Below are 13,320 nucleotides of genomic sequence, written 5' to 3'. Positions count from 1 at the left end.
TCCCGGTGGGGATCCGCCCCCTTCTCGTTTTCAGAGGTCCAGCGTGCGCAGTACCAGGCCCGATGCCGGCTTCGGGCCGAACGATGTCGACTTGCGCGGCATCGTCACGCCCTGCCGGGCCAGGTCCCGGACGACCTCCTCGCGGACCGGGTGCATCAGGACGGCCGTACCGCCGTCGCGTTCCGCCTTGGCGACCGTGGCGGCTGTGTCGTGGATGTAGGCGATGTGGGCGGGGGAGTCCTCGGGGATGTGCCAGACGTGCTCGAGGAGTGTGGCGTGCAGGACCGTCGCGTCTAGGGTGCGCCATGCCGCGGGGCGGTCGGCGGGGATCGTACGGGCCAGGAGATCCGGGTCCGGGTGGTCGACGAGATGGAAGGAACCGTCGCCGGCCAGCAGGAACGCGTTGCCCTCGCAGGCCGCGTCCGCCAGTGCCTCCAGGGCCTCGGGCAGGGGGGCCGTCAGGCGGCGTACCCGGAACAGGCCGTGCAGGGCTGCGACGGCCCGGTCGACCGGCAGGTCGTGGAGGAGACGGTGGATGGCGCGGACCCGGAGCGGGTAGCGGGCCGTGTCGACCAAGAGGACCAGGCCGTGGTCCCACGGGCTGGGGGAGGGGTGCTCCGTGCGGAGCCGGCGGTAGGTCGCCCAGCGGTGGTGGCCGTCGGCGATGAGGGCCTGGTGACGGGCCAGGTCGGTCTGGATCGCGGCCAGGTCGGCGGGGGCGGTCACGGACCACAGACGGTGGCTGAAGCCGTCCTCCGTGGTGGTGGAGAGGAGCGGGGGCCGGTCGGCGGTGCGCTCGATCAGGTCCGCCGTGGCGGTGGTCGAGCCGTCGCCGCGGTAGGTCAGCAGGAGGGGTTCGAGGTTCGCGGAGGTGGCCCGCATCAGGGCCGCGCGGTCGGCGACGATGTGCGGCATGACGTCCTCGTGCGGCAGCACCACCTGCTCGGCGGGGTCCGACACGCGCAGGGCTCCGATGATGCCGCGTTGCAGCATGCCGGCGCCGTCCCGCTGCTCGTAGACGTAGAGGCCGGGTTCCGGATCGGTGGCCAGGACGCCCTCGGAGAGCCAGCGGTGCAGGGTCTCGGCGGCCTGTTCGTTGCGGGCACTGGGCGTGGCGGCCTGGGGCAGGATCAGGCGGACGATGTTGTGCGGGTCTGAGGACTGGAGGTGGTGCAGGCCGTCGGGGCGCACCACGACGTCGTACGGCGGAGATGTCACGGCGGCAAGGCTGCCGACCCGGTCGGGGTCGTAACGAAGGCCTCGGAACGGGGTGAGTTCCAGGCCTCGGTGCTCCGTTGCCTCCGAGTGACCTGCTGTGTTCATCCCGGCATCGTACGGGTGTCAGTGGCATGGGGGATGATCGGGGGAAAGCCGTCGAACGAGGAGCGATGCGGGATGAGCCGGAGCGTCAGGACGAGGCCCGAGGCCAGTGGGCAGGCCCTGAGCGAGGCGTACGACACGGCTCTGCTCGATCTGGACGGGGTCGTGTACGCGGGCGGGAGCGCGATCGCGTACGCCGTCGAGTCGCTGGCCGAGGCGCGGGCAGGGGGGATGCGGCTCGCGTACGTCACCAACAACGCGCTGCGGACTCCGGACACCGTGGCCGCGCATCTGACCGAGCTGGGGATACCCACGGGCGCGGACGACGTCATCACCTCGGCGCAGGCGGTCGCGCGGCTGATCAGTGAGCAGGTGCCGCAGGACGCCCGGGTGCTGGTGATCGGTGGTGAGGGGCTGCGGGTGGCGCTGCGCGAGCGTGGGCTCGTGCCCGTCGAGTCGGCGGACGACGATCCGGCGGCGGTCGTGCAGGGGTTCGGCGGGCCCGAGCTGCCGTGGGGCCGGTTCGCGGAGGCTTGTTACGCGGTTTCGCGCGGCGTGCCGTGGTTCGCGTCCAACACCGACCTGACGATTCCGAGCGGGCGCGGGATCGCGCCGGGCAACGGCGCGGCGGTGGAGGTCGTCCGGATCGCCACGGGCGCCGAGCCGCAGGTCGCGGGCAAGCCGCTGCCGCCGATGCACCGGGAGACCATCCTGCGGACCGGGGCGAAGCGGCCGCTCGTGGTGGGGGACCGGCTGGACACGGACATCGAGGGCGCGTTCAACGGGGACGTCGACTCGCTGCTCGTCCTGACCGGGGTCACCGACGGCGCGCAGCTGCTGGCCGCGCCGCCGCAGCACCGGCCGACGTATGTGGACGCCGATCTGCGGGGGATGCTCAGCGGCCAGCCCGAGGTGGAGGAGGCGGGCGACGGCGGATTCCGGTGCGGAGGCTGGACGGCGACGGCTGGTGCGGAGGCACTGGAGCTCGACGGGGACGGCGAGGCGCTGGACGGGCTGCGCGCGCTGTGTGCGGCGGCGTGGACGGCCGCCGGAGAGGGCGTGTGCGAGCTGGACGGGGGGAAGGCGCTGGCAAAGCTGGGCCTCTGAGCGCGGGTTGGGGTCCGTGGTGCGCGGGCACGCTTCGGCTGTGCGGCCGGAGGACCGTGGCCGGGATCCGAAATCGTGATCGAATGGCAGGGTAGGCTAACCTAACCTGCGTGTTGGTCGAGAGTCCCCCCGAACAGCGCGCGGAGACTGCCCCCGCGCCCCCGACTCGACGGGTGGTACGAGCCTTTGGGCTGGTCCTGGCCGTCGCGATCCTGGTGCTCGTCGCGTTGGCGAGTATCGCGATCGGAGCGAAAGAGCTGTCCCTCGGGCAGGTCTGGCACGGTCTGTTCGAGGACTCGGGGACGTACGGCGACGTCGTCGTCGCTGAGCGGATGTCACGGACCGTGCTGGGGCTGCTCGCCGGTGCCGCCCTCGGACTGGCCGGTGCTGTCCTGCAGGCGCTCACGCGCAACCCGCTCGCCGACCCCGGGCTGCTCGGCATCAACGCCGGGGCGTCCGCCGCGGTCGTCACCGCGATCACGTTCCTCGGGATCACCTCGCTCAGCGGCTACGTCTGGTTCGCGTTCTTCGGCGCGGCCGCGGTCGGGGCGCTGGTCTGGTTCCTCGGCGGCAGCCGGGGCGCGACGCCGGTGCGGCTCGCGCTCGCCGGTACGGCCCTCAGCGCCGCGCTCTACGGCTACCTCCAGGCCGTAATGATCATGGACGGCGCGGCGCTGGGCAAGATGCGGTTCTGGACGGTGGGTTCGCTCTCCGCGGCGACCGACTCGACCATCGAGCAGGTGCTGCCGTTCCTGCTGGCCGGGACGGTCCTGGCGCTGGCCCTGGCCCGGCCGCTCAACGCCATGGCCATGGGCGACGACACCGCCAAGGCGCTCGGCGCCAACCTGAACCGGACCCGGGCGCTGTCCATGCTGGCCGCGACCGTGCTGTGCGGGGCCGCGACCGCCGCCTGCGGGCCGATCGTGTTCGTCGGGCTGATGGTGCCGCACGTCGTGCGCTCCTTCACCGGGCCCGACCTGCGCTGGATCCTGCCGTACGCGGCGATCCTGTCGCCCGTGCTGCTGCTCGGGGCCGATGTCATCGGCCGGATCGTGGCCCGGCCGGCGGAACTCCAGGTGGGCATCGTGACCGCGATCCTCGGCGGACCGGTGTTCATCTACCTCGTACGACGGCGGAGGACGGCGCAGCTGTGAAGACCACCAACCGTGCTGTGAGGTCCCCGGGCGGGCTCTCGATACGTCTGGACGTGCGGGCCTTCGTCGTCGTGCTTCTGCTGCTGGCCGCGGCGCTCACGGCGAGTGTCGTACTCATCGGCACCGGCGACTTCCCGATCCCGGCCGCCGATGTGCTGCGGACCCTGTTCGGGCAGGGCAATGAGGGCCAGGAGTTCATCGTCAACGAGCTGCGGCTGCCGCGGGTCCTGGTCGGACTGCTGGTCGGCGCCGCGCTCGGACTCGGCGGCGCGCTGTTCCAGTCCATCTCCCGCAATCCGCTGGGCAGTCCGGACGTACTCGGCCTCGGTCAGGGGGCGACGGCCGGCGCGCTCACGATGATCGTGCTGTTCTCCGGGGACGCGAACCAGGTCGCTCTGGGCGCGCTCGTGGGCGGCCTGGTGACCGGGCTCGCGATCTATGTGCTCGCCTGGAAGCGGGGCGTGCACGGCTACCGGCTGGTGCTGGTCGGCATCGGCGTCTCCGCGATCGTCACCGCGGTCAACGGCTATCTGCTCACCAAGTCCGACATCGTGGACGCGGCCCGCGCGGTCGTGTGGATGACGGGCTCGCTCGACGGCCGTGACTGGGACCAGGTGTGGCCGCTGCTCGGGCTGTGCGCCGTGCTCGTGCCGCTCGCCCTCTGCAACGCGCGCGGGCTGCGGATGATGGAGATGGGCGACGATGTGTCGTACGCCCTGGGGGTCCGGGTGGAGCGGGTGCGTCTGCTGCTGATGGTGGCGGCCGTGCTGCTCACCGCGTCCGCGACCGCCGCCGCCGGTCCCGTCAGCTTCGTCGCGCTCACCGCGCCGCAGCTGGCCCGGCGCCTGACCCGTTCGCCCGGCCCGAACCTGCTGCCCTCCCTGTGCATGGGCGCGGCCCTGCTGGTCACCGCCGACTGGCTCTCGCAGCGGGCGTTCGGCGCCGAGCAGCTGCCCGTGGGCGTGGTCACCGGCGTGCTGGGCGGTGTCTACCTGCTGTGGCTGCTGGTCACCGAGCGCAGGGCGGGCCGGATATGAGCAAGAACCAAAGGAGCACTGTGAACCGTCTGTCCGCCGAGAACGTCACCCTCGCCTACGACCAGCGGGTGATCGCCGAGCAGCTGTCGGTGGAGATACCCGACAACTCCTTCACCGTGATCGTCGGCCCCAACGCGTGCGGCAAGTCGACGCTCCTGCGGGCATTGTCGCGGATGCTCAAGCCCAGCGAGGGCCGGGTGCTGCTCGACGGTCAGGTCATCCAGTCGATGCCCGCGAAGAAGGTCGCGCGGACCCTCGGCCTGCTGCCCCAGTCGTCCATCGCGCCCGACGGCATCACCGTCGGCGACCTGGTGGGCCGTGGCCGCTACCCGCACCAGGGGATCCTGCGCCAGTGGTCGGCCGACGACGAGCGCGTCGTCCAGGAGTCCATGCGGCAGACGGGCGTCGCCGAGCTGGCCGAGCGCTACGTCGACGAACTGTCCGGCGGTCAGCGCCAGCGTGTGTGGATCGCCATGGCGCTCGCCCAGCAGACCCCGCTGCTGCTGCTCGACGAGCCGACCACGTTCCTGGACATCCAGCACCAGATCGACGTACTGGACCTGTGCGCGGAGCTGCACGAGGAGCAGGGGCGCACGCTCGTCGCCGTGCTGCACGACCTGAACCACGCCGCCCGCTACGCCACACACCTCATCGCCCTGCGCGAGGGGAGCGTCATCGCCGAGGGGGCGCCGAAGGACATCGTCACGGCCGAGCTGGTCGAGGAGGTCTTCGGGCTGCGCTGCCAGGTCATCGACGACCCGGAGACGGGCACGCCGCTGGTGGTGCCGGCGGCGCGGCGGGCCCGCGCCGGAACCGGGGCCGAGAAGGTGGCTACAGAAGCTTCCTGAGCTGGAGCAGGTCCCGCACGCCCGCGTGCAGCTTCACCCGGCCCGAGCCCCAGGCCTTGGCGAAGCTCAGCTCGCCGTCGACCAGCGCCACCAGATCGTCGCCGGCCATGGCGAGCCTGATCTCGGCCTTGGCGGGCGGCGGTCCCTGCACGGTGTCGTGCACCTCGATCCGCCCGCCGCGCATCCGGCCGACGAAGGTGACGTCCAGGTCCGTGATGTGGCAGCTCACCGAGCGGTCCAGGGCCGCGGCGTCGCGGACGTCCCCTTCGGCGCGCTGCATGTTGTCCGAGAGCTTGTCGAGTGCGCTGCGGCACTCCTCGATCGTGGCCATCGCCGACGACGGTACCGCAGTGGTTCGCGGTAGCGTCGGGGCATGAACGACGCAGTTCCCGAGTCCCCGGCGGTGGCGGAGGACGAGCCGGCTCCCGATCCCGGGTACGACCCCGCCGCTCCCGCGCCCCTGAACGTGCCCCGCGCCCCCACGGGCGTCGCCGACGTGGACGCCTGTCTGGACCGGCTCGGCGACGCGGACCACCTCGCCACGGACGGACACATCGAGGTGTACGAGGATGTACACCGGGGGCTGCGCGACGCGCTCACCGCGCTCGACGCCCGCCCGGGACCTCCGGCGCCCCCGTCGCAGCACCAGCAGCACGGACCTAGGAGCTGAACCGAACGTGGCAGGAGTCGCACGCCGCCGTCTCGACGCGGAGCTGGTCCGCCGGAAGCTCGCGCGCTCGCGTGAGCATGCCGGCCAGCTGATCGCCGCCGGGCGCGTCTCCGTCGGCAAGACCGTCGCGACCAAGTCCGCCACACAGGTGGAGACGGCGGCCGCGATCGTGGTGGCCCAGGACGACGGCGACCCCGACTACGTGTCGCGGGGCGGCCACAAGCTCGCCGGCGCGCTGGCGGCGTTCGTGCCGCAGGGGCTGGCGGTCGAGGGGCGCAGGGCGCTCGACGCGGGCGCGTCCACCGGCGGTTTCACCGACGTACTGCTGAGGTCGGGCGCCGCCCATGTCGTCGCCGTGGACGTCGGATACGGACAACTCGCATGGGCCCTCCAGAACGATGAACGCGTCACCGTCAAGGACCGTACGAACGTACGCGAGTTGACGCTTGAAGTAATCGATGGGGAGCCTGTGGATCTTGTCGTGGGGGATCTGTCCTTCATCCCGCTCGGGCTGGTCCTGCCCGCCCTGGTGCGGTGCGTGAAACCGGACGCCGATCTGGTGATGATGGTCAAGCCGCAGTTCGAGGTGGGCAAGGAGCGCCTCGGCAGCGGGGGAGTCGTACGCAGCGTCCAGCTGCGGGCCGAGGCGGTGCGGGGGGTGGCCGAGAAGGCCTGGGGACTGGGGCTCGGGGTGAAGGGCGTGACGGCCAGTCCGCTGCCCGGGCCGTCGGGGAATGTCGAATACTTTCTGTGGCTGCGGGCCGGGGCACCGGAACTGGACCCGGCCGATGTCGACCGAGCAGTGGCGGAGGGGCCGCGTTGACCGAGAACCGAGCTCGTACTGTTTTCCTGCTCGCCCACACGGGGCGGCCCGCGGCCGTGCGCAGTGCCGAGCTCGTGGTGAAGGGGCTGCTGCGCTCCGGTCTGGGCGTGCGCGTCCTGGCGGCCGAGGCGCGTGACCTGCCGCTGCCGGACGAGGTGGAGCTGGTCAAGGAAGCCACTCCGCAGTGCCTCGACGGGTGTGAGCTGCTCATAGTGCTGGGCGGCGACGGCACGCTGCTGCGCGGCGCCGAGTTCGCGCGGGCGTCGGGCGTGCCGATGCTCGGCGTCAACCTCGGACGGGTCGGGTTCCTCGCGGAGGCCGAGCGTGACGACCTCGACAAGGTCGTCGACCGGGTGGTGACCAAGGCGTACGAGGTCGAGGAGCGGATGACCGTCGACGTCGTGGTGCACCGCAACGGCGACATCGTGCACACGGACTGGGCGCTGAACGAGGCGGCCGTGCAGAAGGTGTCCGCCGAGCGGATGCTGGAGATCGTCCTCGAGATCGACGGGCGGCCCGTCACGGGGTTCGGCTGTGACGGGATCGTGTGCGCGACGCCCACCGGGTCGACCGCCTACGCGTTCTCGGCTGGCGGGCCGGTGGTGTGGCCGGAGGTCGAGGCGCTGCTGATGGTGCCGATCAGTGCGCACGCGCTGTTCGCGAAGCCGTTGGTGACATCGCCGGATTCTGTGCTGGCTGTGGAGGTTCTGCCGCATATTCCGCCGGGTGTCCTGTGGTGTGACGGGCGGCGGACCGTGGAGTTGCCGGCGGGGGCGCGGGTGGAGGTGCGGCGGGGGGCTGTGCCGGTTCGGCTGGCCCGGCTGCATCATGCGTCCTTCACCGACCGGCTGGTGGCGAAGTTCGCGCTGCCCGTTTCCGGGTGGCGGGGCGCTCCTCATTAGCGTGGCAGGCGCCTCATCGGCGGGTGCGGGCGCGCTGTGGCTGGTCGCGCAGTTCCCCGCGCCCCTGAAGACAGGGCGTTGCCACTCGCGTGGGTGACAGGAGTGGGCCAGTCGCAATCCTTGGCTCGGACCTCGTAAGGTCGTGTCCGTGTTGGAGGAGATGCGGATACGGTCGCTCGGCGTGATCGACGACGCCGTGGTCGAGCTGTCGCCCGGGTTCACCGCTGTCACCGGTGAGACGGGTGCGGGCAAGACCATGGTGGTCACCAGCCTGGGGTTGCTGCTGGGCGGGCGCGCCGACCCGGCGCTCGTGCGGATCGGGGCCGGGAAGGCCGTCGTGGAGGGGCGGATCACCGTCCCGGACGACGCCACGGCCGCCGTGCGCGCCGAGGAGGCCGGGGCCGAGCTCGACGACGGTGCCCTGCTGATCAGCCGTACCGTTTCCGCCGAGGGGAGATCCCGGGCGCACCTGGGCGGGCGCAGCGTGCCCGTGGGGGTGCTGGCCGAGCTCGCCGACGAACTGGTGGCCGTGCACGGGCAGACCGACCAGCAGGGGCTGCTCAAGCTGTCCCGGCAGCGGCAGGCGCTCGACCGGTACGCGGGCGACGCCGTCGCCGTGCCGCTGGCCAAGTACGGCGAGGCGTACAAGCGGCTGCGGGCCGCCTCCGCCGAGCTCGACGAGATCACCACGCGCGCGCGGGAACGGGCCCAGGAGGCCGACATGCTGCGCTACGGGCTCGACGAGATCGCCGCCGTCGAGCCCCGGGCCGGTGAGGACGTGGAGCTGGCCGAGGAGGCCGAGCGTCTTGGACACGCCGAGGCGCTGGCATCCGCCGCGGCGGCCGCCCACGCGGCGCTGGCGGGCAATCCGGAGGACCCCGAGGGCGTCGACGCCGGGACGCTCGTCGCGGGCGGCCAGCGGGCCCTGGACGCCGTACGGTCGTACGACCCGGCGCTGGCCGCGCTCGCCGACCGCATCGGGGAGATCGGGATCCTGCTGCGCGACGCGGCGGGGGACCTGGCCGGCTACGCCGACGATCTGGACGCCGATCCGCTGCGGCTGTCGGCCGTCGAGGAGCGGCGGGCCGCGCTCACCGGGCTGACCCGGAAGTACGGCGAGGACATCGCCACCGTGCTGGCCTGGGCCGAGACGAGTGCCGCCCGGCTGACCGAACTCGACGGTGACGACGAGCGGATCGGGGAGCTGACCGCCGAGCGGGACGCGCTGCGGTCGGAACTGGGCGGGCTCGCCCAGGCCTTGACGGACGCGCGGACGGAGGCCGCCGAGCGGTTCGCCGCCGCCGTGACCGCCGAGCTGGCCTCGCTCGCCATGCCGCACGCGCGCGTGTCCTTCGACATCCGGCAGACCGAGGACCCTGAGGGCGTCGAGGTCGGCGGACGCGCGGTCGCGTACGGGCCGGCGGGTGCCGACGAGGTCGAGCTGCTGCTGGCCCCGCACCCGGGCGCGCCGCCCCGGCCGATCGCCAAGGGCGCGTCCGGTGGTGAGCTGTCGCGCGTGATGCTGGCCGTGGAGGTCGTGTTCGCGGGGACGGATCCCGTGCCGACGTACCTCTTCGACGAGGTCGACGCCGGTGTCGGCGGCAAGGCCGCGGTCGAGATCGGCCGGCGGCTCGCACGCCTGGCGAAGACCGCGCAGGTCGTGGTCGTGACCCACCTTCCGCAGGTGGCGGCCTTCGCCGATAGGCAGTTGCTGGTCGAGAAGACCAACGACGGGTCGGTCACCCGCTCCGGTGTGAAGGTGCTGGAGGGGGAGGACCGGGTCCGGGAACTGTCCCGGATGCTCGCGGGCCAGGAGGACTCCGAGACGGCCCGGGCCCATGCGGAGGAGCTGCTGGCGACGGCTCGGGCGGACGCTTAGCGAGTCCGGGAGGGAGGGGCCTCTTCCGAGTGAGTAGGGCACCGTATGTGCGATTGCTCCCGGAAGTCCGCCCCCCTTCACTCGTGTGGGTGACCTGCTCCGTTCAGCCCCCGTGCGCCCCGCGCTCCATCCTCCCGCCGTTCCCGGAACCCTCATATCTCCTGGCATCCTTGGCGGAGTACGCGTAGGAATCCGCGCGGCGCGTTCTCCGTGCTCGTTCGTTCTGTACGTTCGTCGTGACCGCCCGATCCGAACCAGGAGCCCGGCCCCACGTGACCCCCGTGAGCAGCCACTCACCGCCTGGCCAGTCGCCGCTGCGCACCGTGCAGGTGCTGGGTGGAGGCAACGCCGCCAGCAGTGCGCATGTGCGCTCGCTGACCGCGGGGCTTGTCGCGAGGGGCGTGAAAGTCACGGTGTGCGCCCCTTATGAGGCGAATCACGCCTATGACTTCAGCGGTGTGGGGGCCGACCACGTGCACGTGCCGCGCAGCAGTGACCCGGTATCGGTGGCGGCCCTGCGGGCGGCCTGTGCCAACGCCGATCTGGTGCACGCGCACGGGCTGCACGCCTCGTTCCGTACCGTGCTGGCTCTCAGCGGGCGGCGCGTGGGCACTCCGCTGGTCGTGACCTGGCACGACCGGGCGCACGCCGACGGAGCGCGTGCCCATCTGCTGCGGGTGCTGGAGCGGCGGGTCGTGAAGGCGGCCACGGTCGTGCTGGGGACGACATCGGCGCTCGTGGACCGGGCGCGCCGGACGGGTGCCCGTGACGCACGGCTCGCGGCCGTCGCGCTGCCCGGCCCCCGCAGGCCCGTGGAGCCCGACGACCCCGACGGACTGCGCCCCAAGGTGCGTGCCGAACTCGGCGCCATCGGGCGGCCGTTGCTGATGGCCGTCGGCTCACTGGAGCGGCATCGCGGGTACGACGTGCTGCTGGACGCGGCCCGCGGGTGGCGCCGGCTCGACCCCGTCCCCCTGGTCGTGATCGCCGGTGAAGGGCCGCTGCGCGGCGAGCTCCAGGAGCGGATCGAGGCCGAGGGGCTGCCCGTCCGGCTCATCGGGCGGCGCGACGACATCACCGAGCTGCTCGCCGCCGCCGACCTCGCCGTGCTGCCGAGCCGTCGGGAGGAGGCGCGCTCCGTCCTCGCCCAGGAGGCCCTCCACGCGCGCGTGCCGCTCGTCGCGACCGACGTCGGCGGCATTCCCGAACTCGTCGGCGACGCGGCCGAAGTCGTCCCGCACGGCGACCCGGAGGCGCTCGCCGGCTCCGTCGTACGTCTGCTCGGCGACCCGGAGCGCCGGGAGGCGCTGCGCGAGAAGGGCGTCCGGCAGGCGGCCACCTGGCCGAGCGAGGACGAGACCGTAGCCCAAGTGCTCAGCGTCTACGACGAGTTGACCCAGCCCCGGCCCCTCACCTGAGGAACTGCCTCACCTGAGGGTCTGGGAGACGTGCCTGCGGGCTCGTAGCGCCAGGCTCAGGGCCAGTACCGTCTGCGGGTCGTCGAGGTCCGTGCCCAGCAACTCCCCGATCCGTGCCAGGCGGTTGTACAGGGTCTGCCGGTTGAGGTGGAGCTCCCGGGCGGTCTCCGCCTTGCGTCCCGCGTGGGCGAGGTACGTCGCCAGGGTGGGCAGCAGCGGCGGCCGGGAGCGGCGGTCGTGCTCCAGGAGCGGGCCGAGGGCCCGGTCGACGAAGGCGGCCAGGTCGGGATGGTCGCGCAACCGCCACAGCAGCAGGTCGATGTCCAGACGGCGGGCGTCGTACCAGGGCCGGTCCGGCAGGCCCTGGGCCGCGGTCGCCGTCTCCGCCGCGTGCCGCAGGCCCGACGCCGCCGCCGTCCAGCCGCCGGCCATCCCGACGACCACCACCGGCGGCTGCCCGCCCGGCCGCAGCATCCCGGCCCGCTCCACCCCGGCCCGCAGCGCCGCCGCGACCCGGTCAGCGACCGTCGGCCGTTCCGACTCCGAGCGCAGCCCGAGCAGCACCGGAACCCGGCCCTCCACCGGCCGCACCCCGAGCAGCACCGGCACGCCCACCGACGCCAGCTCCTCGGCGACCGCCCGTGCCAGCACGGCCCAGCCTCCCCCCGGGGACAGGGCGTCCCCCAGCCGCATGACCACCGGCAGCAACGGGCCCTCGCCCGGTCTGAAGCCGAGCACACGTGCCTGCGCCGGGGCGTCCTCCGCCGTGACCCGGCCCTCGGCGAGGTCCGTGAGGAAGTCGCCGCGTCCGCGCGCCGCCAGCTCCTCCTCCTGCCGTGCCTGCATCAGCACCACGGCCAGGATGCCCGCGGCCCGCTCGGCCGCCATCCGGTGCACCTGCGCCAGGGGAGTCCGCACCGGCAGCAGGACGAGTCGCGCGCGAACGCCACCGCTGCCGGGCCCGCCGCCCGGCACGTCCACCAGGACCGAGCCCGCGAGCGGCGGCTCGTCCTTGTGCTGGCCGCGCAGCCCCTCCCACACCTGGAGCGGGTCAGCGCCCTCGGGACCGGCCCCGGCGGCGTACAGCAACTGTCCGTCCGCCGTCTCCAGGAAGACGGGATTGCCGCCGAAGTCCGCCAGAATCTCCAGCACTTGGGGCACACCGCCGCCGCCCAGCAGGGCCTCGGTACACCGCCGGTGCACCTCCTCGGCCCGCTGGAGCAGTGCGTAGTGGCCGTTGACGATCTCGGTGTGGACCTCCTCCGTGACCGTGACGAACGGCACCTCGCGGTGCAGCTGGACCAGTGGCAGCCCGGCCGACCGGGCCGTGTCGACGAGGGCGGCGGGCAGTCGTGTGAAGCGCGGGCCGAGCTCCACCACCAGGGCCGCGATCCCCCGCTCGGCCAGCGTGCGCACGAACGCCCGCTGTTCGGCGGGGCGGGTGCCGAGGCCGTAGCCCGTGGTCAGCAGCAGTTCGCCGCCCTTGAGCAGTGAGGCGATGTGCGGCACCTCACCGGCGTGCACCCAGCGCACCGACCGCCCGAGCCGGTCGGCGCCCGCCAGCACCTCGGGCAGCCCGCTGCGCAGCCCCGGAAGCTCCAGGGCCCGCTGCACGGTGATCCCGGCGCCCTGGGTGTCGTGACCGCTGTCCGTCCCGCTGTCCATGTGCCGGACGCTACCCGCGTGGATGCCTCCCGGACATCTCCGGCGGGGGCACGGGATCGATCATGCCCGGATTACGGCGTGATCGCCCGGGTACGGGCGCTGTCATGGACATAAGCGTGGTGGCAGTGGGGCGGGAGGACGACAGTCCGGTAGAGGAGCCGTTGCGGGTCGCGATGCTCGCCGACCGGCTCGGGTACCGGGAGGTGTGGGCGGGCGAGGGACCGACCTGGGACTCGTTCGTCCTGGCGACGGCGATCGGCGCGGCCACCGGGCAGGCCGTGCTGACGGCCGGGCCCGTGCCGGTGTCGGTGCGCGACCCGCTCACCGTCGTCCGGGGCGCCGCGTCCGCCGCCGCCGTCACCGGCCGGCCCGTCGGTGTGGCACTCGGCACGTCCAGCAAGCGGGTCGTCGAAGGCGTGCACGGCCGGCCGCGGACCCGGCCTGCCGCCGCCCTCGAGGAGTCGGCGGCGGCCGTGCGCGCACTGTGGGACAGCTGT

13 protein-coding genes are annotated in these 13,320 nt (G+C 73.0%); 10 read left to right on the top strand and 3 right to left on the bottom strand.

What is annotated here, in order from left to right:
- Positions 1-30: 30 nt before the first annotated feature.
- The gene (locus ACWIF2_RS37550) at positions 31-1,323 is read right to left on the bottom strand and encodes a DUF1015 family protein (RefSeq protein ID WP_454365751.1); all 1,293 of its coding nucleotides are present in this window, start codon (positions 1,321-1,323) and stop codon (positions 31-33) included.
- A gap of 72 nt (positions 1,324-1,395) precedes the next feature.
- Here ACWIF2_RS37550 and ACWIF2_RS37545 point away from each other — a divergent pair, with 72 nt between their 5' ends.
- From ACWIF2_RS37545 to ACWIF2_RS37530, 4 genes are all read left to right on the top strand, one after another.
- Positions 1,396-2,427 (top strand): HAD hydrolase-like protein, encoded by a 1,032-nt coding sequence (locus tag ACWIF2_RS37545; RefSeq protein ID WP_454365749.1) that lies wholly within the window; start codon positions 1,396-1,398, stop codon positions 2,425-2,427.
- 110 nt (positions 2,428-2,537) lie between these two features.
- A complete protein-coding gene (locus ACWIF2_RS37540) occupies positions 2,538-3,581 on the top strand; it encodes a FecCD family ABC transporter permease (RefSeq protein WP_454365747.1) in 1,044 nt (347 codons plus the stop codon).
- Positions 3,578-4,618 carry a FecCD family ABC transporter permease gene (locus ACWIF2_RS37535; protein ID WP_454365745.1) on the top strand — a complete coding sequence of 347 codons (1,041 nt, stop codon included), beginning with the start codon at positions 3,578-3,580 and terminating at the stop codon, positions 4,616-4,618. Before ACWIF2_RS37540 ends, ACWIF2_RS37535 begins: the two co-directional genes overlap by 4 nt.
- Positions 4,615-5,466: an ABC transporter ATP-binding protein gene (locus ACWIF2_RS37530; RefSeq protein ID WP_454365743.1), complete on the top strand. Its 852-nt coding sequence runs from the start codon at positions 4,615-4,617 to the stop codon at positions 5,464-5,466. Before ACWIF2_RS37535 ends, ACWIF2_RS37530 begins: the two co-directional genes overlap by 4 nt.
- Here the strand turns inward: ACWIF2_RS37530 and ACWIF2_RS37525 are convergent.
- A complete protein-coding gene (locus ACWIF2_RS37525; protein ID WP_454365741.1) occupies positions 5,450-5,797 on the bottom strand; it encodes a sterol-binding protein in 348 nt (115 codons plus the stop codon). The genes ACWIF2_RS37530 and ACWIF2_RS37525 overlap by 17 nt on opposite strands.
- 42 nt (positions 5,798-5,839) lie before the next feature.
- On the opposite strand from ACWIF2_RS37525, the gene ACWIF2_RS37520 reads away from it, so the two are divergent.
- The 5 genes from ACWIF2_RS37520 to ACWIF2_RS37500 all read left to right on the top strand — a co-directional run bounded on the left by ACWIF2_RS37520 (position 5,840) and on the right by ACWIF2_RS37500 (position 11,158).
- On the top strand, positions 5,840-6,136 hold the full coding sequence (locus ACWIF2_RS37520) for a hypothetical protein (RefSeq protein WP_454365739.1): 297 nt from the start codon (positions 5,840-5,842) through the stop codon (positions 6,134-6,136).
- A 7-nt stretch (positions 6,137-6,143) separates the two neighbouring features.
- Positions 6,144-6,959: a TlyA family RNA methyltransferase gene (locus ACWIF2_RS37515; protein WP_454365737.1), complete on the top strand. Its 816-nt coding sequence runs from the start codon at positions 6,144-6,146 to the stop codon at positions 6,957-6,959.
- On the top strand, positions 6,956-7,861 hold the full coding sequence (locus ACWIF2_RS37510; RefSeq protein WP_189731107.1) for an NAD kinase: 906 nt from the start codon (positions 6,956-6,958) through the stop codon (positions 7,859-7,861). The genes ACWIF2_RS37515 and ACWIF2_RS37510 overlap by 4 nt, the downstream gene beginning before the upstream one ends.
- Positions 7,862-8,021: 160 nt before the next feature.
- On the top strand, positions 8,022-9,740 hold the full coding sequence (gene recN / locus ACWIF2_RS37505; protein WP_454365753.1) for a DNA repair protein RecN: 1,719 nt from the start codon (positions 8,022-8,024) through the stop codon (positions 9,738-9,740).
- A gap of 272 nt (positions 9,741-10,012) precedes the next feature.
- A complete protein-coding gene (locus ACWIF2_RS37500) occupies positions 10,013-11,158 on the top strand; it encodes a glycosyltransferase family 4 protein (RefSeq protein ID WP_454365735.1) in 1,146 nt (381 codons plus the stop codon).
- 9 nt (positions 11,159-11,167) lie between these two features.
- Here the strand turns inward: ACWIF2_RS37500 and ACWIF2_RS37495 are convergent, their stop codons facing one another.
- Positions 11,168-12,823 (bottom strand): PucR family transcriptional regulator, encoded by a 1,656-nt coding sequence (locus tag ACWIF2_RS37495; protein ID WP_454365733.1) that lies wholly within the window; start codon positions 12,821-12,823, stop codon positions 11,168-11,170.
- 104 nt (positions 12,824-12,927) lie between these two features.
- Here ACWIF2_RS37495 and ACWIF2_RS37490 point away from each other — a divergent pair.
- A partial coding sequence (locus ACWIF2_RS37490; RefSeq protein ID WP_454365731.1) for an LLM class flavin-dependent oxidoreductase occupies positions 12,928-13,320 on the top strand: 393 nt, incomplete at its 3' end.

The sequence above is a fragment of the Streptomyces sp. NPDC055506 genome, from assembly GCF_053643595.1.
The sequence above is the reverse complement of the archived record's forward strand: the minus strand, read 5'-3'. Positions and strand labels throughout refer to the sequence as shown.